Here is a 24,878-nt window from a genome sequence, read left to right as displayed (position 1 = left end):
CTTAAAAGGCGCTAAGTGTAGTCATCTCGCTTACAACATGCAATGCTGCTTATAATCAAAGCCCAACTACTGCATGGCAAATAAATGCAAGTTAGTGAAATCAAAAGCGGCCTGTATATCTTATCAATATACAGGCCGCTCAATACGACTATCAATGCAGGCTTTCGCCCACTCCTACAAGTGAATTAGGTGATTTTTTGTAGGATTGAGGCTGCTTCCTGTTTCTGTTCTTCGCTGCCTTCTTTCATTACTTCTTCAAGCAACTCTTTCGCAGCATCTGCATCTTCCATTTCAATGTATGCACGAGCCAAATCTAAATTGGCGTTTTGCCCTGCATCTTTATCTATATCTATTACCGTGTCTTCGTCAGAAACGCCAGTAAAGTCAGATAAACTCACATCGAGGTCGAGCGCTTGGCTATCTGGATCGACTTCATCAGAGTCGTCGCCATCGTCCATCAGCGCTTCTACATCAAGAAAATCTTCGGATGGCGTTTGAGACTCACTTTCACCATCGACATCACTCAGTAAAGCTGCTAAATCCAAATCAGGATTATCAAGCTTCAGCTCTTCCTCTTGCTCCTTTTCGGGCTCAGGTTGTTCTGCACCCTGCTGGTCTTCTTCAATTTCCGTAGGCGTGGCGATATCTAAGTCCACATCATCTGGAATGTCGAGGTCGTCTAAAGCTAGTTCAGAATCATCGTCTTCAAGGGTGAAAGTTTCTTCTTCGTTATCATCCTTCGCTGATTCTATGTCGTCGCCATCATCTAACTGAAAAGTTTCGTCGTTTTCATCTAGCTCGAAGGTATCATCGCTTTCATTTGGTTCAAGGTTGTCAGCGACATCCTCTTCTAACTCAAGTGTGGCCTCGTCATCAGCATCCTGTTCAAGTTCGAACGTATCTTCATCATTTTCGGCGACTGACTCTTGTGTATCTTCGCTTTCAATGTCGCTTGCATCTACGGCATCGTCTGACTCAAGGCTCTGAAGAAGTTCATCAAACTCAGCACTGTCTAAGTCATCAAGTATCTCGTTGTCGTCAACAGCATCGTCTTCGTCAGCCCCTGACAACCAATCGTCAAGACCAGGCACGTCATCAAGTTCGTTGAATTCTTTTTCTTTACTGTCTTCTGAGCCAATCTCGCTTGAATCTGGCTCTTGGACTGAGCCCACTTTTTCAGCGCTACCAGAGTCTTCGAGTTGCTGCTCACTTTTATCAACGCCGTCGACCTCTTGCTCAAGTTCAAAGCTGTCGATTTCATCAAATGCTTCATTTAACAGACTGTCGTCGTAATCATCACTGTCTTTTTCTGCCGGTGATTCAGATTCATCTTGGGCAAAATCATCCGATGAAGGCTCTTGTTCAGCTGAAGGCTCTTCGTCCGCTGAAGGTTTTTCGTCAGCTGAAGGCTCCTCGTCCGCTGAAGGCTTTTCTTCAGCTGAAGGCTCTATCTCACCGAAAGAAGGGATGTCGTCCAACATTTGCTTTTCAAACGCTTCGATGGCGTCATCTAACGGATCGTCTGAATCATTTTCCGTATTGTCTTCGGCGCTTTCATCGGCACTTTCGAGTTCAGATTCCGGCTCTATTTCAGCCTCTGCTTCTTCCTCGAATTCCAACTCTGCTTCAGGCTCGGGCTGAAACTCTATCTCTGCTTCTAATTCAGGCTCTTGGTCTGACTCTATATCGGCATCTTGTTCAGGCTCTGCTTCAGTGCCCAATTCTTGCTGCGCTTCTGGCTCTAGCTCTGGTTCTGGCTGTGGCTGCGGTTCTGGCTGTGGCTCGGCATTTTCTTCAAGCTCGCTATCAGCGTCAGCTTCCGCCTCAACCTTCTCTTCAGGTGCTAATTCACCTTCTTCTGATTCAGTATCAAACTCTAGTTCTGCTTCTGGCTCAGGCTGAGACTCTAGCTCTGCTTCTAATTCAGGCTCTGGTTCTGACTCTATATCGGCATCTTGGTCAGGCTCTGCTTCAGCGCCCAGCTCTTGCTGCGCCTCGGCCTCTACCTTATCTTCTGGTGCTAATTCGCCTTCTTCTGATTCGGTATCGAATTCAAGTTCAGCTTCAGGTTCTGGTTCTGGTTCTGGTTCTGGTTCTGGTTCTGGCTCTATATTACCTTCAAGCTCGGTAACAGCGTCAGCTTCAGCCTCAATATTGTCTTCTGGTGCTAACTCGCCCTCTTCTGATTCAGTATCAAACTCTAGTTCTGCTTCAGGCTCGGGCTGAGATTCAAGCTCTGCTTCTAATTCAGGCTCTTGTTCTGACTCTATATCGGCATCTTGCTCGGGCTCTAGTTCAGTGCCTAATTCAGGTTGCTCTTCTAGCGCTGGTTCTATTTCTTCAGGTTGTGTAACGGTTTCGTCTTCAACATTAAAATCTGCATCAGTGTCGTTTTCAGACTCTATTTCAGATTCAAGTTCGGAAAGCAGTTCGTCAGTTAGCTGATCTACGTCTTCGCTGGTTTTAGATTCCTCAGCTTCTAGTTCAGCGAGAAGCTCATCGGTTAAAGGGTCGCTAAAGTCATCTTCGTTTTCTTCACTTTCAGAAAGAGTTAAATCGGTATCTTCATCGTGAGCGTCCGGATTAGCATCTGGGCTAACTTCTGGTTCACCTTCCAGCTCGGCCTCAAGTTCAGCGAGCAACTCGTCAGTAAACGGGTCCTCAAAATCCCCATCATCTTCGGCTTGAGAAGGTAACTCACTTGAAGTGTTTTCATCACGCTCATCAAGTTCATCTAATGCTGAATTGTTTACATCTTCAGGCATTCCATCCGCTGAAGGCTCTTCCGCAAGTTCGTCTTCTGCCTGAAGTTCCGCGATAAGGTCGTCGGATAGTGGATCACTGAAATCAGCGTCTGTTTCTATTTCGTCGGTGACTATTTCATCTAAATCATCAGTGATAGCATCTAGGCTCTGGATAGATTGAGGTGACGGTGCCGATGTAATTATTTCATCTTCAATATCGTCTTCGTCATCTTCTTCGCCTAAACCACCCATCATTTCAATTTGCTCTATTTCGTTAAGCAAATCGTCGGTGATCTTATCTATTTCGTTGTTTTGCTGATTTATCTCATCGTCGAGCTTACTCAGCATGTCCTCATTGATAAGGTCATCGTTACTATCTAGCTCATCGGTAAGGCCTGCATCAACGCCATGCTCTTCAAGCAAATCATCAATGCTTATCTCTGGCTTATCGTCTTCATCTTCTACATTCGGTAAAGATGCATTACTTTCTTCTTCGTCTCCAGCCTCTGATACCGAATCAACAGAACTTGCAAGCAAGGCGTCTATATCGTCTTCGTCGACGTTTTCAGAATCGGCTGTTCCGTTAACCTCAGCAAGGATATCATCAGGGTCAATATCACCTGACTCATTGAGTTCATCACTTTCAGGTTCTTCGGTGCCTTGACTTTGTACATCGTCAAGCAAGTCATCAATATCAAAATCGTCGTCATCTACTGATACAGCTTCTTCAGTAGCCGCTGACTCAGTTTCGCTATCATCTGCAGCATCTTCATCAAAGATGTCGTCATCACCTGAAAGGTCAAAGCCTTCTAGGTCATCTGCGTCTTTGTCATTTAACACCTTGTCTGACAGGTCATCATCATCAAATAAGCTGTCTAACTCGCTCTGGTCAAGCTCATCATCACCAGCCTCGAACAGATCGTCTCCACCATCGTCTGGCACCAACATATCATCTTCAAGGTCAGCAAAGGTTTCTAGCTCGTCATCAAGGCTTTCTTCTAAATCTGAAGTCAGAACGTCATCAAGTAGGTCGTCATCATTGAACAAATCATCATCTGACAACTCCGCTTTATCATCGAAGTCAGGTGCTAACGCACTTGAAAGGTCATCAATGTCAGCATCAGGTACGGGTACTTCGTCGTTATCTGCCGTAATAGTAGGGCCAGGTGCAGGCGCCTCTTCCGGCTTGCTGTTGCGTTTCAGCAGCCACATGATTAGGCCACCTACCAACAAGAGTGACAGAATTGCAGAACCGATGATCAAGCTTAATGGGCTGGTAAGCGCGCTTAAAAACGAAGACTGTTTCTCCGCTTCACGCTGCGCTTGCTCGGCTTTAATCATGTCGAGCAATTCTTGCTGAAGCGCCACTTGCATATCTAGTTGGCTCTTAACATCGCCTTCCACTTGACCACGTAAGGTTTCTAGTTCGCCATTAACGGCCTCAACACGCTCGTACAAGCGTCTGTTTTCGTTGAGAATTGCTTCAACATTTTCTAGTGAGGCGGCAAACTGCATACGCAGTTCGTCAAACTGACGGGTTTGTTCCTGATCTAAACGGGTGATCTTTTGCTCAATGTCAGTTTGCGTTTGAGTGAGGTCTTGTTGGTTGACTAACGGGGATGCTGGCTTAATATTCCTTACGCTGCTACCAGGCTTGTTAAGCGTTTCAGCGAATGCCCTATCGTCTTGCTCAGCTCGCATTTGTGCTTTTTGTTTGTCGATTCTGGCAATATAACGCTCAGACGGCAGCTTCAAAACCGCGCCATCTACCAACAAGTTTAAGTTGCCATTTTCAAATGCGTTAGGATTGAGTTCATAAATAGCGGTCATAACCTGATAAACACTCAGGTTATTGTTTTGGCGATAGCGCTCGGCAATACGCCAAAGGGTATCGTTAGCATCAATAGGCCCGTACTCTAGACCCGAATATTGATCAGTTGCGTCTTTAGGACCTTTTAAGAAGGTAGCGCGTTCTTGTGCATCAACAGTGATTATAGGGCCAGACAAACATAATGTGAGTAAAAGTAAGCCCGTCAAATGCAATTTCATAGCAGTCCTATATGCCCTCAAGCGTCTTTACCACCCGATTCGTGTGGGCGGATTTCTTAGCCAATCACTACAAAAAAATATATTGGCTTTTATTTTTATTCTTAAGCCACCTTGAAGCCATTAATCATCAAGCTAGCGTTTTACAGTCTTTATGACCCTGGCAGTAAGATTTGTTTGCGCTTTTTAGAGTTCTTACACTTCGCCTAAGTGTCTGACTGACTATTGTTTTTAACGTTGTTCTGTTCCTAACTCTACAAACTATAAACCAGTTATTAAGGGTGATCTAGTTAGACAGTAGTATTGCTCTGATCTAATGCTTAAAGTTTCGCTAAATGCTGCATATTTATTGACCTGAGATTTATCTTCTCATTGCGTTAAGCAAGCCAAATTCGCTACGTACGTTATCTCTTTTACAGTGCAGCAGACGCATTCTTTACATCGCACCAAAAACCCTGCTTAGTTTGCGTATCGGCAAGCACAGAAAAATGTTTACCTTTTCCTGTGCTTATCCGATTAATCAAAGGCAGAGCCTCTGCTGAAGTATTTACAGGTAATCGCGAATTAGCGTTTCAGCAATTTGAATGCTGTTTGTCGCAGCACCCTTGCGAATGTTGTCAGACACCACCCATAGGTTTAAACCACAAGGATGAGTAATATCATTCCTGATACGCCCTACATGCACAATGTCGTTGCCGCTAGCACTGCTTACTTGCGTAGGGAACTGCTCATTTCCGTCGTACACGGTAACACCTGGTGCATCGGCTAGAAGCTCTTTAACCTGCTGCGCATCTATCGGAGTACGTGTTTCTAAGTGAATGGCTTCCGCATGACCGTAAAATACAGGCACACGCACCGCGGTAGCGTTTACCAATATACTTTGGTCGCCCATGATTTTCTGGGTTTCCCACAGCATTTTCATTTCTTCTTTGGTGTAGTCGTTATCTTGGAAAACATCGATTTGAGGGATAACGTTAAAGGCAATTTGTCGACTAAACGACTCTGACTTCACTTCACGTGCATTTAGCAAACCCGCAGTTTGTTTAGCCAGCTCTTCCATGGCTTCTTTACCTGCACCAGACACTGATTGGTAGGTACACACGTTAATACGGTCAATGCCAACAGCTTCTTGGATTGGTTTAAGTGCTACCAACATTTGAATGGTTGAGCAGTTTGGGTTCGCAATAATGTTTCTATTGCGAAACTCTGCCAGTGCATGGGCGTTAACTTCAGGCACTACAAGAGGGATATCAGGCTCGTAACGAAACTCTGAAGTATTGTCGATTACAATACAGCCTTCTTCTGCGGCTAGCGGAGCAAATTTTGCTGAAATGCTTCCACCGGCTGAGAAAAAACCTAATTGCACTAATGACCAGTCGAAGTCATCAGCATCTAATACTTCAATGTCTTCGCCTTTAAACGATACAGTACTACCAGCTGAACGTTTACTGGCAAGAGGATACAAACGGTTTACCGGAAAGTCTCGCTCTTCTAATAGTTCAATCATGGTTTGGCCCACTAAACCAGTGGCGCCAAGTACCGCTACGTCAAACGCTTGCGACATAATGCTTTATGCTCCTAATAAGAAAATATCTAAACCAGACTAACGGAAAAGCCTAGTTTGGTGAAAGTGTTTTGAATTTGTTTACTGGTGTTCTTTGGCAATTGTAACGCATAGGCGCTGCACTCGCGACGTACTCTGTATTGCTTGCGCAGTGTAGAAAACGTACTCGCCACATCAGATTTCGTTTTTTCGTTATTTTTTGATGTTGATGAAAAAGCGTTTCGCGTTATTTCGTCATCAATAGCGACATCGTACACCTTGTGAAATACTGCAGTAAGATCTTCAACCGACAACCGCGACGCCTCTGGCGAATTTAACGCAGCTTTGATCGGGGTAGTTTTCTCTAAAAAGTCGCTAAGCGCTTTGTCTGGGGCTGCGCCCACTACCTCACAAATTTGCTCGTAAATCATTTGTGTACCGCGCACTTTACCTTCTACAGAATGACCCGCAATATGTGGTGTTACGAACCAAACGTGGTCAAATAGTGCTGTGTTTATGGCAGGCTCATTATCAAATACATCAAGCACTACTGTTGGCGTCCGTTCTTGTTGAAGCAGGTTAAGTAGTGCCTCTTCATCTATAACTTCGCCTCGGCATGCATTGATAAGCAGCTGGTCAGGTGTTAATGCTTCAAGAAAAGTTTTATCGATCATCTGGTAAGTGGGATAGTCGCCGCCTTTAATGAAAGGCACATGAAGCGAGACAACGTCGCACGTTGCAATTTGTGCTAAATCTACAAACGACTGACCGTTGTGCTGTGTTTTACCAGTACTTGCTAACGCTTGCTGTAGCGGAGGGTCGTACAAGCAGTGTTTAACACCTATTGCCGTTAAAATGCGTGATAGCGCGCTTCCCACGTTTCCGGCCCCTACTATGCCTACTTTCGCATTGTAAAAGTCGAGCTTTTGGGCTTTTTGTGCATGCAATAAAACACTCAATACGTACTCGGCCACCGCAACAGCATTACAGCCTGCTGCACTGCTATGTGCAATACCGACCTTGTCCAAATGTATTTTATCTAGATGATTGGTTCCTGCCGTTGCCGTAGTCACAAACTTAAGCTTATTAGCGTTGCTCAGCAGTTCAGGAGTAACCTTAGTGGTAGAACGCAGCGCAAGAATATCTACATCGCGCAACATTTCAGGCACAAGAGATTGCCATGCATAGGTTTCAACTTGACCTACGCTATTAAGGTAATCGGTGCCAAACGGAATGGTATCTTCAAGAAGTATTTTCATGGCGCTAAGTGTACCCTAAGTTAGGCTTTTAGTAACCTAGCGCCCTTATTTATCTTGTCGGTGGTTGGCTTAATTTACGTCATTTTGATGCACATTTGGCCGCCATATCAAAGAGACGGCCGAAGTTTATACAACCTTTTAAAACGGAAATTCTTAAAGCAAAGCGCTTTAGCTCGCGCTTTTTGTCCATCTCACCCTTTGCGATCGTGGTATTGGATAACGTTAACTTTTAATAGTTACTTATCGTATCCAGGGAAGCGACGCTCAACGCGACGTTTAATACCTGGCCATGCAAGTGAACCACCCGCTTGCCTAGTAACTTGCTCGGCTTGAGCACGAATTCCCTCTAGAATTGCCGAGTGAATTGGAATCAACGGCTTACCTGTGGCCTGCGCTTTAAGCTGAATTTCACAGGCGCGCTGCATGATAAACATAAACAAAAATGCATCGGGAATATTGTCTGCACAGGTTAAGAGCCCGTGATTGCGCAAAATCATAAATTGGGTATCGCCTAGGTCGCGAACCAGCCGCGCTTTTTCTTCTGGATTTAACGCCACCCCTTCATAGGCATGATAAGAAAGGGACGCTAGTGGAAAAAGGGACTGCTGCGAGTAAGGCTGCAACCCTTCTTCTAAAATAGATACCGCCACGCCTTCTGCTGTATGCAAATGCAACACGCATTTGGCATCATCACGTGCTTCATGAACAGCGCTGTGAATAGTAAAACCCGCAGGGTTAATATCGTACTCGCTTTCCATCACCTTATTGCCGTTAAGGTCAACTTTTACTAGGCTGGATGCCGTAACTTCATCAAACATTAAACCGTATGGGTTAATTAAAAAATGATGTTCAGGCCCAGGAACACGGGCAGAAATGTGAGTGAAAATAAGGTCGTCCCAACCATACATAGCAACTGCGCGGTAACACGCGGCAAGGTCAACACGGGTTTGCCATTCTTCACTGCTAACTTTCGACTTTACTGAATCTGTCATAGCTTTACTCTTTTTATATCTAAAATGATTCCATTGAGATTTGTCGATTTAGGCTTGTCAGCCCTTTTCTGAAGGCTCCTCACCTTAAGCGATTCAATGAAACTTCCATTTACTTTCTCTTACCGCCTACATTACGCGCAGTAATTGCTATACACTGTCGGATATACGACATTGTAAGAAATTTGTTAAATGGAAAAATTTAAACCTGTTCTGACTAGCTCTACGTGGTTTAGCGAGATGCCGCCCTATTTACAGGAAGCCATGTTCGAAAAGATGCGCCTTAAGCATTTAAAAGCAGGGCAACAATTGCATGCCAAAGGTGAAGACGGTGTAGGTTTTTATGGTGTGTGCGAAGGCCGTTTAAGAGTTGTTACGGTAGGTGTAGATGGCCGCGAAATGCTATTCGCGTTACTTGGGCCCGGCACCTGGTTTGGTGAAATATCAATGTTTGACGACCTCCCCCGTACTCACGACAACTTCTGTGAGACAAACTCCGTCGTTGCTATAATTCAAAAAAACGCGTTTAAGGCATTACTTGAACAGTATCCAGAATTGTATCCTCATTTTACTCGCCTTCTATGCACGCGTGTGCGCAGTGCGTTTCAGTTTATCGACTCAAGTGCGGGGCTTAGCCTTAAGCATCAGCTGGTAAAAAGGCTATTGATGCTTACCACCAGCTATGGTCAGCATTTACCTAAAAACAACGCGATTACACTTACCCTATCGCAGGAGTCTTTGGCGCAAATGATAAATAGTAGTAGGCAAACGGTTAATCAGCTTTTAGGCGAGCTTGAAAGTGAAGGCTTGCTGAAACGGCATTATGGAAAGATCACTATTCCCGAGCCAGATACTTTGTTTAGTCGTTACCAGTTTATTTGACTGAAATTTGTAGCTGAACTTCACTCGGTTCTAGAAAAAAATACTACCGGACCAATTATCCTTGTAGGCCATTCATTTGGCGGTGTAAACATGCAACGCTATGCCCTCACCTATCTCGAATATATAGCCGCTTTGGTGTTGGTAGACTCCGCCAATAAAGATCAGATAGATGAGATGCCTCAAACGAATTCTCTTCAACTATCCAACTCACAGAAAACATGCCCCGTACATAAGGGAAAACCCCTACTTAGTATTACTTATTATTAATGTTTAATAAATTATACTTTATGATAACATCTCGTTAACAGATATTTGGCAAGCTGCAATTACCTGAATTAAATAAACGACTTTTATTAAAGTTAAGTTAGCTATCGAAGGTCTTGAACTGTAACGGAGAATTTATGACAAAAAGCAACCATGCAGAACAAGTAGACACGATTACCTCCTCACAGAAACATGATCAATCCGATAGTGATGAAGAACACATTGTCGAGGCAGAAAACGTCGGACGAAGAAAGTTTATTGGTTACATGCTCAAGGGCTCGAGTTTTGCCGTTGCGTTACATATAACCGGCGGTGCTCTTCGCCCTCAGGGTGCCAACGCCCAGTTGTTAGGAATACCTGAGCTTGCAGATGAACTGGATTTAACAGACCTGCTGCTCATCTCCGGTGACCCTTTCTACTACGATTATTTAATTAAGATAACGAGTGATAACCGCGTCCGTTTTGAGCTTCCACGAATGGAAGTGGGGCAAGGTATATTAACCGCTGCAATGATGATTCTTGCCGAAGAGCTGGACGTTGAAATGTCCTCCATTGATGCGACTTTATCTCCGGCAGAAATCAGACGAGCGACTGGTCAAATTACAGGAGGCTCTCACGCCATAACCTCTCTTTGGGATCCGCTGCGTAAAGTCGCAGCAGCCCTGTTACATAAGATAAAATTATCAGCCGCAGTGCATTTCGGGCTTTCTGTGAACGACATTAGTACAGAAAATGGCTATGCGATTGGTAACGATGGCAGCCGTATTGCTTACTCTGCGCTTACCGCAGGTGTTGAAGGACGCAACGATGCCGCTCGATTGGCACAGCCTAAAGATCCGTCACAATACAAAATTATCGGTACGCAGCAAAAGCGGGTTGACGCGCACGATATCGTTACCGGCAAACTAGATTTCGCGATGGATCTAGACGTAGTACCAGATGCGATGCCCACTGTAGTCGCTAGGCCACCCAGCTTAGGTGGTCGCGTGATCACGTTTGACGATTCTGAGGCAATAGGCCTGCCCGGTGTCCTTGCCATCAGAGAAGTTCCGCTGGATGTTGATGCAAATTCCTCTGGCGTGGCAGTTGTTGCGCGTTCCTTTGGCGAAGCATTTCGTGCGCGTGATGCTCTTAATATTTCATGGAGTGTGGGTGCTGCCGAACATCTATCTGACGCCGAGGTCATTGAGCAGTTACGTGCGATAAACCTACCAACCTTACCTAATATTCCTCTGGCTACCGATTCGGTTGGCGGCGAGTTCATCTTTCCTTATTTGGCACATGCCCCCATGGAAACCATGACAGCACTTGCCGATGCAACCGGCTCAAAGGTAAGGGTTTGGACTGGCGCCAAGACGCCACTTGCAGCACAAGCCAAAATTGCGCGTGAACTTGGAGTTTTACCCACTGACGTCGAGGTGAATGTAATTCAGAGCGGCGGCTCATTTGGCCGTCGCTTATTTTTTGATGCAGCAGTTGAAGGCGCGCGTATTTCACAAATTGTAAACCGCCCCATCAAACTTATGTTTACTCGACAGGACGACACAAAGTTTGGCCGCGCACGACCGCTCAGCTTGCATAACGTAAAAGCGACTTACACTAGAGGTTTTTTATTTGGCAAAAAAGTGTTGTCGTTTGACCATCGAGCTGCGACCGCTGAATTGGATCTCGAACATGGCTTTGGCGAAGGTATTACTGCATTGGGAGGAGAATTAGCTCCCGCTGCTTTCAGCCAGACAGTCTGGCACTCAACGCAACTAGTGCAATATAAGTTTGGTGTAACTTCTTTGCTGCTAAACGAGAAAAAATTCGTTGTCCCAACCTCCTCTTGGCGCGGCATCTACTCTGGCACTGCTGCCGTCGCAAACGAGATAGTTGTTGACGAGTTGGCTCGCGCAATGAACAAGGATGAATACCAGTTCAGGTTACAAATGCTGGATGATGAACGCTCCAAAGCTGTTCTGCGGAAAGTTTCTCAAGAGGGCAATTGGGGAAGAAGTATGGAAAAAGGACGTGCCCAGGGCCTCGGGTTGCATAAAGAGTATAAGTCTCGAGCTGCCGTGCTTGTTGAATTACAAACGTTCAAAGATCCGGAGAAAGAATGTAAAGTCACCAAGATTGTTGTCGCGCTGGATGTGAACCGAGTATTGAATCCAACCGGCCTTGAGGCGCAAGTTATCGGTGCGGCAACCGATGCCATTACCTACATGATCCGCACCAGTTTGCACCTCGACAATGGCGCCATACGCGAGAGCAGTTACGGCGATTTTGAAATTGCTCGAATGCGCAACACGCCACCGGATATTGAAGTGCATTTTATGCCGCCTAACGGAGAAACACCGGGAGGTGCAGGCGAGTTGGTAGTTCCTGCAGCGGCAGCGGCGATAGCCAATGCATTTGCCAGGGCGACGGGCATTGCACCACGTCGTTTTCCACTTCGTGACTTCTATCCAGAGGGATAATTCATGCCACAAATTACATTTAATGTTAACAATAACCCGGTTTCTATTGATGCTGAAAACGACGATGAGCTCCTGTATCTCCTGCGTGATCGACTTGGTATTACTGGCCCAAAATATGGTTGCGGTGTTGGCGTGTGTGGCGCTTGCACTATCTTTAAAGACGGTGAGCTAGTCCGCCCATGCATTGTTCCGATGGAAGACGTGGAAGGTGCATCGCTAACCACTATTGAAGGGCTTGCGGTCGATGACATTCTGCATCCGGTGCAAGAAGCATGGATAAACGAAGATGTCGCTCAGTGTGGGTTTTGTCAGGCAGGACAAATTTTAACCGCCGTCAAACTCTTGGAGTCTAATCCCAATCCCAACGATGATGACATTGATGAAGCTATGAGCGACAATATCTGTCGCTGTGGTACCTATCATAGGATTCGAAAAGCCATTAAACATGCTGCAGTTTTGATTCAGCAGACGACATAAGAAGCTAATTTTTGGGAAAACGGGTTGGGCTGAAAAGAACACCTTAATTTGTATAAGCTCAGATCTAATCTGAGTATTTCGCCTGTAGGGTTGGTAGTCTTGTAGACTGCTTAAAGCGAATTGCAGGAATTTCACCTGCTTTTAATTGGAGGGTTGCTTCATGTACACAGGGGCTCCACAGGCCTTGTGAGACAAACAGCAGACCTTCGCACTCCAAACAAATGGTCGATAACGCGTTAGCTAAAATTAGAAACGAAGTAACGTAGCCCATGTATAAGATCCCCAACGCTCAGAACACGCGGCTAAAGTGCACTATTAGAACTTGCCAAGAGTTTTCCCAAAAATATAAATAGAGCGCCGCCAACAAGGAGGCTAATAGATAACACTAATCCATTTAATAAAACTCTATTAAGGCCTAGCGCTTGAACATTTGTAAATTCGTAAGGGTAAAATTTCGTCCATTTCCCATGAGACATTGTATACGCGGCATAAGTCAGCGGAAAAATGAGCCAATAGCCTAAGTCAGCGTATTGAAGCAGCGTTTTTTCTACAAAGAAAATCCAGTACACAAGTGTGATTACGGGTGTAACGGCATGGACTAATAAATCTGAAATACGTTCAAACAATGAAAGTTTAAGCCATCCATAGATAAGGTAGTTAGCAATACCAACTGTAACTATATAAAAAGTAACTGCAGTGGCTACATTCGGGTTTTTAGCAAACTGAGTGACTGAATGCTCAGGCAAAAAAGTCAAAGCTGCGAACCAAATTAAAACAAGAAAGTTCGAAAGTGTTGTGTAATAGCTAAAATATTTCCAGACGACAACGCCTATGCTGTCGCTGCCTCGTTTCCTAATTTCTCTTATAAGGCTAATTATTAGTGCCGATGCTGTAATTAAAAAAAGAACAAAATCCATTTAAAGTCCTTTCGAATAATGAAGGTTCTAACGAATAAATAGGGCTCAAGTATTAAACTAATCGACCTCTAAAAAAAGAAAAACTGCTTTTTTAGACCAACTGATACTAAATTGCCTCGTCATAAAATTAGTATATTTAGCAAATGATAGGAAATAGCAGCCGAGCCAAAGTGAAAAGAACAGGTGCAATAGCATTTTCGTCAGTGTGTAGTTAATAGAAAATATGTTTGCCTGCAAATTAAAACAACTTTACTCTAACCTTTTCCTGTGACTAGCTTTTGCGTTTTTGTGCAGTGTATTGACGTTTGCCCTTCGTCGGAAAAAATTGGAAATAAGTGATAACAAGGAATCGTTAAAATGTCTAAATTCGCAGCCCGCCTAGTCATTAATGTACTGCTATCAGTTGGTTTATGCGCCTGCCAACCTCCCCCAAAACTAGAAAAGCCTCTTAATAGCCCCTCGAAACAAACCCTAGAATTTGACCGACTATTTGCCCAATTCGATGATATTAATAAACCAGGAGCCTCAGTTGCAGTTCTGCAGGATGGAGAGATTATATTTTCAAAAGGTTATGGCAGTACAAACCTTGAATACGATATACCTGTTACGCCAGAAACTATGTTTCACGTTGCATCTGTATCTAAGCAATTTACCGTATTCGCCATTCTTCTACTGGCTGAAGAAGGTAAGTTAAATTTCGATGATGACATACGACAATACATTCCAGAAGTGCCGGATTTTGGTCACACCATAACCTTACGACACTTGGCATCACATACAAGCGGCATGCGAGATCAATGGAATTTGTTGCGTATGGCTGGTTGGCGATTAGATGACGTAATCACTACCGAACACGTATTAAAAATAGTAGCGCGACAAAAAGAGCTAAACTTCAAACCGGGAGAAGAGTTTCTGTACTCAAATACCGGGTTCACACTATTAGCAGAGGTTGTTGCACGTGTTAGCGGTAAATCTTTTGCTCAATTCACACAAGAAAGGCTGTTCACGCCATTGAATATGAGTAACAGCTTGTTTTATGACGACCATCAGAAGATTGTTAGCAATAGGGCCTACTCATACGAGCGCAGTGGCAATGGTTACAAAAAAAGCGTGTTGAACTTTTCAAATGTAGGTGCAACCAGTTTATTTACGACCGCAGAAGATCTGCTGAAATGGTCAGCTAATTTCACCGAACCGACTGTGGGTAGCCCCGCCATAATCGAGCAAATGAATACCCTTGCGTCCTTAAACAATGGAGATACATTTGGTGGCGCATACGGGCAATTTATTAGCCATTACAAAGGTACCAAATATATTCAGCATAGCGGCGGAGACGCAGGATTTCGTTCGTATTTGGCTCGATTCCCTAAACAAAACTTAGCAATAGCAATATTGAATAATGGCGCAGATGCAAGGCCTTGGGAATTGGCTCTACAAATTGCTGACAGGCTTCTAGAGACAAATACTCCTCCCCCTCAGAACGCGATTGCTGACGCATTTCTAGAGTCAATCTCACCTAAAGAAAAATCTAATTTTCTTGTGTTAGATGAAGACACACTCAATGCCTATGTGGGTCACTATTGGTATGAACCAGAAACGTACTCAAGAGAGATATATTTAGAAAATGGGAAACTAATGTATTCAAGAGGGGAAGACAACGTAAGCGTACTCGCTCCTATCAGTGAAAACACTTTCAAAATGCTGAATGTAGAGGGTGAGATTTATGTTAGCTTTACTGAAAGCGATGAGAAAAGATTAATGACCGTGCAAGTAGACAACGTCGATACGTATGTGTCGGTTGGCTATACACCAGTCAAAATAACCAAAACCTGGTTATCGCAATTCGCCGGCAGTTACTTCAGCCCTGAACTTTCCTCCACTTATCACTTTTCACCAGAAAATAAACAGCTGAAAATTTCTCATCACCGCCTAAGCGACCATTATATTGCGCCAGTCAAAGGTGACTTTTTTAGCTCACAAGTTGGCGATATCCTATTTGAACGCGATGTTCACGGTAAGGTGAATGGCTTTAGAATTTCTAACGGTCGTGTTCGCAATCTTTACTTTAGAAAGTTATAGACGAGAACAATAAAAAAACAACAAAAAAAAGGGCGTAAAAACAAACACTCATGGTGTTCAGGTTTACGCCCTTTTTGTTTTGAAACTTCTTAACTGAAGTTAAAAATGCTTACTGGTTCAAGCGGTTTTAATTAGCCATTATAACGCTGCATAACCAGCGTTGCGTTAGTGCCGCCAAAGCCAAAGCTATTTGACATCACTGTGTTTAGCGTTGCTTCACGTGCTTCGGTAACAATATCTAAGCCTTGTGCTGCGTCGTCCAGCGTGTCGATGTTAATTGATGGCGCGATAAAGTTATTTTCCATCATCAACAAGCTATAGATAGCTTCGTTTACACCTGCTGCACCTAATGCGTGACCTGTCAGTGACTTTGTTGCACTAATAGGTACGCCCGCTTGGCCAAACACTTCTTGAATCGCCGCAAGTTCTTTCACATCGCCTACAGGCGTAGACGTGCCGTGGGTGTTCAAGTAATCGATTGGAGCATCAATATTTTGCATCGCCATCTTCATACAGCGAATTGCGCCTTCACCCGATGGTGCAACCATGTCGAAACCGTCTGATGTAGCACCGTAACCTACTACTTCACCGTAGATTTTTGCGCCGCGCGCTAGTGCATGCTCAAGTTCTTCAACAACAACCATACCGCCGCCGCCAGAACTTACAAAGCCGTCGCGTGCTGCGTCATAAGTACGTGATGCAACGGCAGGGTTGTCGTTATATTTAGAACTTAGTGCGCCCATAGCGTCGAACTGGCTTGATAGTGACCAATGTAGCTCTTCACCGCCACCGGCGAATACTACGTCTTGCTTACCAAGCTGAATAAGCTCTAGCGCGTTACCTATACAGTGGGCACTGGTTGCACAGGCAGAGGCAATTGAATAGTTCACGCCGCGAATTTTAAACGGTGTCGCTAAGCAAGCTGATACCGTAGATGCCATACAGCGAGGAACCATGTAGGGCCCAACACGCTTAACGCCTTTTTCGCGAAGAATGTCAGCAGAAAGCACTTGGTTTTCAGAAGATGCGCCACCTGAGCCTGCGATAATACCTGTGCGCTCGTTTGAAATGTCGCTTTCTTCTAAACCAGAGTCTGCAATGGCTTGTTGCATCGCTACGTACGCGTAGCCTGCCGCATCGCCCATAAAGCGCATAGCTTTGCGGTCGATGTGCTCTTTCAAATCGATGTCGATGTCGCCCCAAACTTGGCTGCGAAGGCCCATTTCGGCGAACTGTTCTGAAAATGTAATTCCAGACTTACCCGCTTTAAGTGAAGCAAGTACGTCTTCTTTATTTACGCCGATGCTTGATACGATACCAAGACCGGTGATAACTGCTCTTCTCATAGTTTACCCTTTGCGTTGTTGCGGCTTATGGTAACGATTTTGAATGGTAAAGTGGTCTGCTCTGCCAATTGCCATACTCGAACTAGCTATACTTAAGCGTTACAGTACCTGTTTCAATGCTGTGCATATTGGTACAAACAGGTTACTTGACCACTTCCCTTCTCTTTCCTTGTTACCGTCTGCGGCTACGTAGTTTTTTATTTTAGTAAGTCCAATGTAGCACGAATGCACAGGGTCATGACTAGCGTTAATTTATACCTTCACAAAACCTTCAAAATAGCTTGAACATAAACTTTTGCGGTTTCTTTTATTCACTAAATTGGGCTCTAAGTTTGTTCTTAAATATTTTACCCGTATCTTCTCTGGGCAGAGCTTCGAGTATTTGCAACGTTTTAGGCCACTTGAACCGCGCTAGTTTGCCATCTAAATACCCGTGTAGCGCATCAATCGAAAGCGCATTGCCGGGTAGGCATTGAACAGCCACCACGACTTTCTCGCCATACTCAGCATCAGGCACACCGAATACCGCGCAGTCTGCAACCTCAGGCATTTCTATGATGACGCTTTCTATTTCAGCAGGAAATATATTGGCGCCACCTGAGATGATCATGTCTTTTTTTCTATCGCAAATGTATAAGTAACCATCTTCGTCCACATAACCCATATCGCCTAATGTTGTGAATTCACCAACATGCAAGTCACTCGGCGCGCCCGTAGTATTGGTATACTTGAATGGCGCGAACATAGAGAGATGCGCGTATATAACGCCAACGTCCCCTACTTCACACGCCTCTTTATTGTCGCTCAGTATTTTAATTGCTGCACCGGGAATGGGCTTGCCCACAGAATTAGGCTTAGCTAATGCCTCTTTAGATGAAATTAAGGTCATGAAGCCCAATTCGCTAGCGCCATAAGACTCATAAAATATTGGCCCAAACCAGTTAATCATTGCTTCTTTCACATCGCTTGGCAGTGCCGACCCTGTTGATAAGGCAAATCGCAAACTTGAAGTGTCGTATTTGCTTCTTATCGACTCGGGCAGTTTAAGTAGCCTCACCATCATGGTGGGAACAATGTAAGCATGAGTCAGTTTAAACCGCTCTATGTCTTGTAAAAATCGTTCCGGGTCGAATTGAGGCTCAATGTATACATCAACATTACCCGCTGCTAAACAGCAGAGCGTAAGCGCATGAGGTGCGCTGTGATAAAGCGGTGCAGAGACAAAAAAGCGGTCACCTTCCGACAATTGCATTAACGCTTCAGAGAGGCCTTTGAATATCAAATAAGGGTCCGGCCGCGTTAGGTCTTCATCGCGCTTAATGCCCTTGGGTTTTCCTGTACTGCCCGACGTGTACGGAAACATGCCCTTGAAGCGTTTCGGCGGTTCATTGTGGCGCTTTGCGTTTGGGGCAGCTAATAGCGTATCAAGGCACTGGTACTGCTCCCCAGTTTTCGGCTCGGATGCTAACAGTGAATTATCTGTAAGATGATAGCGCTCTAAAATGCTTTCCGGCGTTTTAACCGTATATATCACTGACAAGGTGGAAACGCGCGACAATGGTTGGAGGTCATTCTCACCCTTTAATAAATCTCGATGAGCGAACAGCACTTTAGCGCTGCAGTCGTCTAAAATAGGTAAAAGTTCTGCAACTGGGCTGTGCCAATTAAGCAAAACATAACGCGAACCCACATATCGGCATGCCTCTACTATTTCGAATATATCGACGTGGTTTCGCATAAAAATAGCTACCACATCGTTTTCTTTTACATCTTGCTCAGCAAGTGCATACGCGATGATACGTGCACGCTCATCCATTTCATCTCTTGTGCGTTTGCAAATGCTCTTGCCACATTGGTGAAACACGCCCGCCATATCTTCTCCCTGAACTATCTTCAATAGACGCACAGCTAAATTTAACAAATTATTTACAACAACAATTAAATAAACGTATTGTTTTTACTGATAGATTGTTATTTGCAGAAGCAATAAAAAAAGAAGAGTTTTAAGCAGGTACAAACTTTTGCGGAAAAACAAAAAGGTGACAGGTAGAATACGCGGCCAAACGTTCGAAATTTAGATAAAACTGAAGATTGCTGTGTCATTAAAAAAGCCAAGAACCATTGCTCTACACATTTTCCAAAGTGCGATACCCCGACTTTCTTTCGTGGTGGCAGCCTTTATCATTGCTTCTGCAGCGACTGTCTCAGCAGCAGCTTCGACTATTAGGCTCCCCGCGCTACCAGAGCCTGTGTCAAACAATGCCGTAGCTTCTGTCACCATAAACAACACACAATATGTATTTAGTTTTATGGGGCTCGGCAAAGACAAAACTCATAAAGACGTACACAACCGTGCTTGGCAGCTTGTGATTAACAACACCGATAAACCTTTGCAGTGGCAAGCTCTTCCCCCGGTTCCATCCAGCCTTGCACTAAAAGGTCGCTTGGCTTCCGTGGCGGTAGGTGTTAACGATGCCGTTTACATTTTTGGTGGCTACACGGTGGATGAAGATCATAATGAAATTAGTACGCCAGATGTTTATAAATACTCGCCCACGACAGAGGAATATACGCTATTGGCGCCTATGCCTGTACCTGTTGATGATGCAACTGCACTGGTTTACCAAGACCGCTACGTTTACTTAGTTTCAGGCTGGCACAACGATGGCAACGTAAATCTTGTACAAATCTACGATACGCAAACCGAGCAATGGCAACAGGCAAGCCCTTTTCTTGGTAAACCGGTATTTGGTCAAGCTGGAGGCATCGTTAATAACACCATGGTAATTTGTGACGGCGTATCAGTAACACCGCACAGTGATAAACGCCGTAGCTTTGCTGCAGAAACCGCCTGTTTCAAAGGCGTAATTGATAAGAAAAACCCTTTAAAGGTTGATTGGCATAAACTTGACCATCCAACAGGTACTGCGCGCTATCGCATGGCCGCAGCGGGCGATGAGGCCACCAATAAAATCTATTTTGTAGGCGGCTCGGCTAACCCGTACAACTACGATGGCATTGGCTATAACGGCGAGCCTTCAACTGCAGATGACGCCATTTGGGCCTTTGATATTGCAAAAGAAACGTGGGGTATATCGAAAACAGAAGCTGAAGCGCCCACCATGGATCATCGCGGATTAATTAACGTTAACGGTTCTTGGGTCACTATTGGCGGTATGCTTGGCGCGCAGCGCGTGACCAGTAAAGTCACCACGCATTTTTCAGCACTCGCAGAGGCGTCTTGTTCACCAACGCGACAAACTAGCTTTAACGTTTCAAGCCAATCATCAGATGGGCAAGCTGATGAACAAGTAAAAACAGCCCCCAAACTAGAGTGCCAACACCAAAACAATGTAAACGGAGAAAAATAAACAGTGAAATCTAAGCATGCACAGGTTCATTTTAATGAGAGCGGTACGCCTGTCGCCGACCATTTTGACGACGTTTATTTTTCTAACGACAGCGGAATTGATGAAACCCAACACGTTTTTGTTGCTGGCAACGACCTTGCTGAACGCTGGCAACAGTGGCGCAACCCAACTTTTGTCATTGCCGAAACAGGTTTTGGAACTGGGCTGAACTTTTTGGTCGCCATGCGTGCCTTTAACGAATTTAGAGCTGTGAACCCTGACCATCCGTTAAAGCGCCTGTATTTTATCACCACGGAAAAGTTTCCACTGCCTCAACAGGATATGAAGCGTGCACTAGAAGCTTTCCCTGCCCTTAAAGACGAAGCGGAAGCACTCGCTGCACTTTACCCTATGGGACTTGAAGGTTGTCATCGCTTACATTTCGATAAGCACTCAACCACGCTCGACCTGTGGATTGGTGATGTTCACGAACTTTTACCTCAATGGCATTCCCCTGTAAATGGACTAATCGATGCCTGGTTTTTAGATGGTTTCGCACCAAGCAAAAACCCGGACATGTGGACCGACGCTCTGTTTAGCCAAATGGCTCGCTTATCAAAAACCGGCACAACCTTTGGCACATTTACCGCCGCAGGCATAGTAAAGCGTGGGCTAGCTGGTGTGGGTTTTAGCATTAAAAAACGCAACGGCTTTGGCCGTAAGCGTGACATGCTGACCGGCGTTTTTAACCAAGACAACGAAAATGTGCAGCATAAACTTCGCCTGCCTGCTGGCCCCTATTACAGGTACGCTAACGGCAGTTTAGATAAAACAAGTAAAGTAGCAGTAGTAGGATCCGGCCTTGCTGCAGCCACTGCGTGCCTTGCGTTAGTGAAGCGCGGTATTAACACCACCTTGTATTTCGATGGGGACACTCTTGCAAGCGGCGCGTCCGGAAACCCGCAAGGCGGCTTTTACCCGCAGCTTCATAGCGAAGCAAGTATTGCCAGCCGCATTCAGGCGCACAGTTTTTTGTATGCTAGACAAGCCTACGATCACACTATTGAACATGCAAAAGCCTGTGGCCTAGCCGACGTTGCCCATGATTTTTGTGGCGTTATTCAATTAAGCTTTAACGACAAGGTAGCGGAACGCCAAAATAAACTGGCAGCAGCCGACGTATGGCCTGAAGCTTTAATTAAACCCGTGGACAGCAAAGAAGTGAGCGATATCGCTAACCTAGCTCTTCCCTACTCTGGCTTATACATTGGCTTGGGCGGATGGCTTTCTCCTCCACAGCTAGTTACTGCCATTATTGAAGAAGCATTGCAAAGTGGCAAACTCGAGCTGAAACCCAATCATATCTACGTATCCCATAAAGCGATTGAGGGAACGCTGCACAACGAAGACAGTGGCGCTTCAACCGGTACTCTTGATGCGGATGATGTGGATACAACTAAAGATGGCAGCGTAAACGGGTCAGCAACACAGAAAGTGCAAATTTGTTTTAACCTTGGTGAGCCTGAGAAATGTGCTAAGGGTGATCTTGATAGCAACACTTTCGATAGCGACTTACCGCAAGAAAACGTTATTGCCGATCACCTTATTCTTGCCCTTGGCGCAGGTGCGGTAAACGCTAGCGATTTTGACAGCCTGTCCCTTCGCCCTGTTCGTGGTCAGGTTGAAGCCATCCCCACCCAAATGCCAATTGAACAGCTCAAAACGGTATTGTGTCACAAAGGCTATATGACGCCTGCGCTCGACGACAGACACGCACTTGGCTCAACCTATGTGAAAAACGACTTAAGTAGCGATGTGCGAAGCGAAGAAACTGAAACAAACCTTGCCACACATGAACAGGCGCTGGCAAATACCGACATCGTGCAGGCATTACAACACGACGGCCAAGCAAGAGCGGCAACGCGCTTAGGTTCGCCCGACCACCAGCCTGTAGTAGGTGCACTGCATGATTTTAATGCGTTGAAAAAACACTACGATATGCTAGGCGTGGGCAAGCCGTTAACCAGCGCGCCTGTGTTGCCTGAAAGTGTAGTGTCCACCCTTACTTGCTTAGGGTCGCGAGGGTTAACCACAGCGCCTTTAATGGCAGAGGTCTTGGTGAGCAGTCTATGTAAGGAGCCGCTACCTTTAAGCAATGATTTGCTGAATGCCGTTAACACCAGCCGCTTTATGACGCGAGAAGCGATTAGAAGTCAGGGGTAATAAACCGAGAGGTCTTCGCGAAAGTTCTACTGTGCCTAGACACAAAAGATCGAATGTTTAGAGGATATCAAGCGAACATGAAATGAGTTCGCTTTGAAAACACAGAGCGCAATGGTACTAAATGGCTAGTTTACGCTAGCCATTTTATTTAAATCCATCACGATAAACGCAGGAATGTATACGTTGGCGCTTGCCACCACTTGTTTATTTTTCAGCGACACAATACGGGCGTTTACGCGTACGCCTCTGTCATCTTCAATAATGGTGCCGGTTACAACATGGTCCATTTCAACCTGTTTAGCGAGTGCAGTACCATCTCGAGTAAGTACGAAATCGCCCACTGGCGTTACGGTAATGCCACCTGCAAGCTTAAAGTCGACAACCGCTAACCCAAAGTCTTGCAGCTCAGCTATTAGATACTCTGAAAGCTGATTGCCTAACACCGTGCTGTCGCTCAACGACTGATTAAGCCTCACAAAGCTCGCCACACCCACCATATCTTGCTGCGTAAGACGGGTTGCATTGTCCATTAACTCCATCGCAAGCTGCGAAGCGTAATCGTTTAAACGTTTGTGCGTTTGTGAAGGTGAATAGCCATGGTGTAACGGGTCTTTGTAGCCCGGCTCTACTTCCACGTGCTGTTGATATTGCCTATCGCGAGAATCTGGTGTGTACTCTAACCCTGAACGGCTTGGCACAGGAACTGGCTCGGCGTGATGCGTAATTTCACCGTCTTCGCCTAACCAAAACGAGCCAATAGACTCTGTGCTAGTGCACCCTGTCATACAACCACTTAGCATTACGCCAACGGCTACCCAACTGCTAGGCAAAAGCTTCTTTGTAAACACCATACTGAAACTCCTAGCCGCGACTTAGCTTAACGCCATCGCGCATACCGTTTTGCTGGCTACCGTCACTTGGAATAAGTGCATCTACTACGTAGAACGGCACTAACATTTGTGCAGTTGCCACCACAGCTCGCGACGCCATGCCTAAAATACGGGCGTTAACTAACACGCCACCTTGGTGCTTGGTCATCGTTCCGGTTAACACGTATTCAATAGGAAGGCTGCTGCTCAATTCTAAATAGTCTCGGCTTAATACAAAATCGCCATCGTCAGTAATGCGAATATACTCGGTGGCTTTAAAGTCGATAACCGGCACGCGGAATTTATGCAGTTCGTGAACAAAAGATTCCGCCATCTGACGACCAAGCAAATCTGTTTTCTGCAAGTCAGTATCTAGCAGTGCGAAATGGGTTACACCAATAGGTGTTTTGTTATTCACGTATTCCATATTGGCGATTAAGTCTTGCGCCATGTTCTTCACATAGTCGCCAATATGCTTGGTAAGAGGTCGACCTTTATACGCGCCCTGTACGCTCGAATACAAAGGAGGTTGACCGATAGCGCCATACGCGTCCATACCCTGAGACTGGGTATCATTGGTATTTTCAACTGGCTTCGTAGGAGCGCGGTCGGCGGCAGTGATATCAATCACGTTCATGGCTGGGCGCTGAGGCGCTTGTTCTGCTACCTCTTCTTCCCCCATCATCATAGAGCACCCGCTAACGCTCAGCAGTGAAGCACAAAGCGAAAGCGCTGCGTATTGATTTCGTCTTTTCATGGGGTTACCTCGTACCTTCAGTTCTGTATAACTTGCCATTTCTGGTGGTTACTTGTTCTTCTCGCCAAAACAGTTCGGCTGGGAAAAAGCGTGTTGCTGCAGCGACAATGTTTTTATTTCTAGCGTTGATAATTCGAGCGTTAACCACCGCACCAGACTCTTGATACACCATAGTGCCGGTAATATAAAAATCGACGCGCTCAATGTTGGAAAGCTGGTCGATATTGCGCGTTAACACTCTGTCGCTCTCGTCACTAACAATTATATCGTTCGAAAGCTTAAATTCTTGAGTAGAAAAGCCTCTTTTCGTGGCCTCAGTAATCATTCCCTGCTCAAGTTGATGACCCAACAACATTAGCGGGTGTTGATGGTCAGCACTGTATTTCATAGTATCGGCAGGTACAAAGCCAACTACTGCATAGCGAGACTGACGCGCTGGACCCACATCAGCAAAAAGTTCGTTCGCCAACATATAGGTGTGGTATTCCACATTCCCCAATGCCGATACGTCGCTGGCATCGGTTTGCGCAAATTGACTCTTAGGTTCGTCAGATGAAGAGCAACCAGAGAGTAAGCCCAATATAAGCGCGGTATATGCCAAGGCTTTCGTGACTAAGCGACCATTTTCTGTCAGCCAAGCGTGAGAGACAGGTTTTGTGATACTTTTCATT

At 45.3% G+C, this 24,878-nt stretch carries 18 protein-coding genes; 8 read left to right on the top strand and 10 right to left on the bottom strand.

The window, feature by feature from the left end:
* Window positions 1-185: 185 nt before the first annotated feature.
* The 4 genes from ACXACS_RS09475 to ACXACS_RS09460 all read right to left on the bottom strand — a co-directional run bounded on the left by ACXACS_RS09475 (window position 186) and on the right by ACXACS_RS09460 (window position 8,584).
* Window positions 186-4,793 (bottom strand): FimV/HubP family polar landmark protein, encoded by a 4,608-nt coding sequence (locus ACXACS_RS09475; RefSeq protein WP_474806053.1) that lies wholly within the window; start codon window positions 4,791-4,793, stop codon window positions 186-188.
* A 544-nt stretch (window positions 4,794-5,337) separates the two neighbouring features.
* Complete coding sequence (locus ACXACS_RS09470; protein ID WP_474806051.1) at window positions 5,338-6,354, bottom strand: aspartate-semialdehyde dehydrogenase; 1,017 nt, start codon at window positions 6,352-6,354, stop codon at window positions 5,338-5,340.
* A gap of 29 nt (window positions 6,355-6,383) precedes the next feature.
* Entirely contained in the window at window positions 6,384-7,592 is a 1,209-nt protein-coding gene (locus ACXACS_RS09465) for a 4-phosphoerythronate dehydrogenase (RefSeq protein WP_474806049.1), read from the bottom strand.
* A gap of 236 nt (window positions 7,593-7,828) precedes the next feature.
* Window positions 7,829-8,584 carry a class II aldolase/adducin family protein gene (locus tag ACXACS_RS09460; RefSeq protein WP_474806047.1) on the bottom strand — a complete coding sequence of 252 codons (756 nt, stop codon included), beginning with the start codon at window positions 8,582-8,584 and terminating at the stop codon, window positions 7,829-7,831.
* A gap of 189 nt (window positions 8,585-8,773) precedes the next feature.
* Here ACXACS_RS09460 and ACXACS_RS09455 point away from each other — a divergent pair, with 189 nt between their 5' ends.
* The 4 genes from ACXACS_RS09455 (at window position 8,774) to ACXACS_RS09440 (ending at window position 12,666) form a co-directional block, all read left to right on the top strand.
* The gene (locus ACXACS_RS09455; RefSeq protein ID WP_474806045.1) at window positions 8,774-9,463 is read left to right on the top strand and encodes a Crp/Fnr family transcriptional regulator; all 690 of its coding nucleotides are present in this window, start codon (window positions 8,774-8,776) and stop codon (window positions 9,461-9,463) included.
* Entirely contained in the window at window positions 9,464-9,730 is a 267-nt protein-coding gene (locus tag ACXACS_RS09450; RefSeq protein ID WP_474809239.1) for an alpha/beta fold hydrolase, read from the top strand.
* Between the two features lie 134 nt (window positions 9,731-9,864).
* Window positions 9,865-12,189, top strand: coding sequence for a molybdopterin cofactor-binding domain-containing protein (locus ACXACS_RS09445; RefSeq protein WP_474806043.1), 2,325 nt, complete (start codon window positions 9,865-9,867; stop codon window positions 12,187-12,189).
* A gap of 3 nt (window positions 12,190-12,192) precedes the next feature.
* Complete coding sequence (locus tag ACXACS_RS09440; RefSeq protein WP_474806041.1) at window positions 12,193-12,666, top strand: (2Fe-2S)-binding protein; 474 nt, start codon at window positions 12,193-12,195, stop codon at window positions 12,664-12,666.
* 302 nt (window positions 12,667-12,968) lie between these two features.
* On the opposite strand, the gene ACXACS_RS09435 is transcribed toward ACXACS_RS09440, so the two are convergent.
* The gene (locus tag ACXACS_RS09435; protein ID WP_474806039.1) at window positions 12,969-13,583 is read right to left on the bottom strand and encodes a Pr6Pr family membrane protein; all 615 of its coding nucleotides are present in this window, start codon (window positions 13,581-13,583) and stop codon (window positions 12,969-12,971) included.
* A 357-nt stretch (window positions 13,584-13,940) separates the two neighbouring features.
* Between ACXACS_RS09435 and ACXACS_RS09430 the strand changes: the two genes are divergently transcribed.
* Window positions 13,941-15,662 (top strand): serine hydrolase domain-containing protein, encoded by a 1,722-nt coding sequence (locus ACXACS_RS09430; protein ID WP_474806038.1) that lies wholly within the window; start codon window positions 13,941-13,943, stop codon window positions 15,660-15,662.
* Window positions 15,663-15,793: 131 nt separating this feature from the next.
* Here the strand turns inward: ACXACS_RS09430 and fabB are convergent, their stop codons facing one another.
* A complete protein-coding gene (gene fabB, locus ACXACS_RS09425; RefSeq protein ID WP_118493712.1) occupies window positions 15,794-17,008 on the bottom strand; it encodes a beta-ketoacyl-ACP synthase I in 1,215 nt (404 codons plus the stop codon).
* 43 nt (window positions 17,009-17,051) lie between these two features.
* Between fabB and ACXACS_RS09420 the strand changes: the two genes are divergently transcribed.
* Window positions 17,052-17,201 (top strand): hypothetical protein, encoded by a 150-nt coding sequence (locus ACXACS_RS09420; protein ID WP_474806036.1) that lies wholly within the window; start codon window positions 17,052-17,054, stop codon window positions 17,199-17,201.
* Window positions 17,202-17,315: 114 nt separating this feature from the next.
* Here the strand turns inward: ACXACS_RS09420 and ACXACS_RS09415 are convergent, their stop codons facing one another.
* Complete coding sequence (locus ACXACS_RS09415) at window positions 17,316-18,881, bottom strand: AMP-binding protein (protein ID WP_474806034.1); 1,566 nt, start codon at window positions 18,879-18,881, stop codon at window positions 17,316-17,318.
* Window positions 18,882-19,104: 223 nt separating this feature from the next.
* Here ACXACS_RS09415 and ACXACS_RS09410 point away from each other — a divergent pair, with 223 nt between their 5' ends.
* Together ACXACS_RS09410 and mnmC1 are read left to right on the top strand one after the other, a co-directional pair.
* Window positions 19,105-20,379 carry a Kelch repeat-containing protein gene (locus ACXACS_RS09410; protein WP_474806032.1) on the top strand — a complete coding sequence of 425 codons (1,275 nt, stop codon included), beginning with the start codon at window positions 19,105-19,107 and terminating at the stop codon, window positions 20,377-20,379.
* Between the two features lie 3 nt (window positions 20,380-20,382).
* Window positions 20,383-22,581 (top strand): FAD-dependent 5-carboxymethylaminomethyl-2-thiouridine(34) oxidoreductase MnmC1, encoded by a 2,199-nt coding sequence (gene mnmC1, locus ACXACS_RS09405; RefSeq protein WP_474806030.1) that lies wholly within the window; start codon window positions 20,383-20,385, stop codon window positions 22,579-22,581.
* Between the two features lie 125 nt (window positions 22,582-22,706).
* On the opposite strand, the gene ACXACS_RS09400 is transcribed toward mnmC1, so the two are convergent.
* The 3 genes from ACXACS_RS09400 to ACXACS_RS09390 are packed head-to-tail and all read right to left on the bottom strand — an operon-like array spanning window position 22,707 to window position 24,877.
* Complete coding sequence (locus ACXACS_RS09400; RefSeq protein ID WP_474806028.1) at window positions 22,707-23,432, bottom strand: FlgO family outer membrane protein; 726 nt, start codon at window positions 23,430-23,432, stop codon at window positions 22,707-22,709.
* 10 nt (window positions 23,433-23,442) lie between these two features.
* On the bottom strand, window positions 23,443-24,207 hold the full coding sequence (locus ACXACS_RS09395) for a FlgO family outer membrane protein (protein WP_474806026.1): 765 nt from the start codon (window positions 24,205-24,207) through the stop codon (window positions 23,443-23,445).
* A 4-nt stretch (window positions 24,208-24,211) separates the two neighbouring features.
* Window positions 24,212-24,877, bottom strand: coding sequence for a FlgO family outer membrane protein (locus ACXACS_RS09390; protein WP_474806024.1), 666 nt, complete (start codon window positions 24,875-24,877; stop codon window positions 24,212-24,214).
* Between the last annotated feature and the right edge of the window lies 1 nt (window position 24,878).

This window comes from Alteromonas sp. AWM4_230, from assembly GCF_056158305.1.
Note: the sequence above shows the minus strand (reverse complement) of the source record. Positions and strands in the feature narration are given on the sequence as shown.

Excerpts from the sequence above, each read along its gene's own strand:
- ACXACS_RS09475 (WP_474806053.1), bottom strand. The coding sequence starts at position 4,793 with ATGAAATTGCATTTGACGGGCTTACTTTTACTCACATTATGTTTGTCT.
- ACXACS_RS09470 (WP_474806051.1), bottom strand. The coding sequence starts at position 6,354 with ATGTCGCAAGCGTTTGACGTAGCGGTACTTGGCGCCACTGGTTTAGTG.
- ACXACS_RS09465 (WP_474806049.1), bottom strand. The coding sequence starts at position 7,592 with ATGAAAATACTTCTTGAAGATACCATTCCGTTTGGCACCGATTACCTT.
- ACXACS_RS09460 (WP_474806047.1), bottom strand. The coding sequence starts at position 8,584 with ATGACAGATTCAGTAAAGTCGAAAGTTAGCAGTGAAGAATGGCAAACC.
- ACXACS_RS09455 (WP_474806045.1), top strand. The coding sequence starts at position 8,774 with ATGGAAAAATTTAAACCTGTTCTGACTAGCTCTACGTGGTTTAGCGAG.
- ACXACS_RS09445 (WP_474806043.1), top strand. The coding sequence starts at position 9,865 with ATGACAAAAAGCAACCATGCAGAACAAGTAGACACGATTACCTCCTCA.
- ACXACS_RS09440 (WP_474806041.1), top strand. The coding sequence starts at position 12,193 with ATGCCACAAATTACATTTAATGTTAACAATAACCCGGTTTCTATTGAT.
- ACXACS_RS09435 (WP_474806039.1), bottom strand. The coding sequence starts at position 13,583 with ATGGATTTTGTTCTTTTTTTAATTACAGCATCGGCACTAATAATTAGC.
- ACXACS_RS09430 (WP_474806038.1), top strand. The coding sequence starts at position 13,941 with ATGTCTAAATTCGCAGCCCGCCTAGTCATTAATGTACTGCTATCAGTT.
- fabB (WP_118493712.1), bottom strand. The coding sequence starts at position 17,008 with ATGAGAAGAGCAGTTATCACCGGTCTTGGTATCGTATCAAGCATCGGC.
- ACXACS_RS09420 (WP_474806036.1), top strand. The coding sequence starts at position 17,052 with ATGGTAAAGTGGTCTGCTCTGCCAATTGCCATACTCGAACTAGCTATA.
- ACXACS_RS09415 (WP_474806034.1), bottom strand. The coding sequence starts at position 18,881 with ATGGCGGGCGTGTTTCACCAATGTGGCAAGAGCATTTGCAAACGCACA.
- ACXACS_RS09400 (WP_474806028.1), bottom strand. The coding sequence starts at position 23,432 with ATGGTGTTTACAAAGAAGCTTTTGCCTAGCAGTTGGGTAGCCGTTGGC.
- ACXACS_RS09395 (WP_474806026.1), bottom strand. The coding sequence starts at position 24,207 with ATGAAAAGACGAAATCAATACGCAGCGCTTTCGCTTTGTGCTTCACTG.
- ACXACS_RS09390 (WP_474806024.1), bottom strand. The coding sequence starts at position 24,877 with ATGAAAAGTATCACAAAACCTGTCTCTCACGCTTGGCTGACAGAAAAT.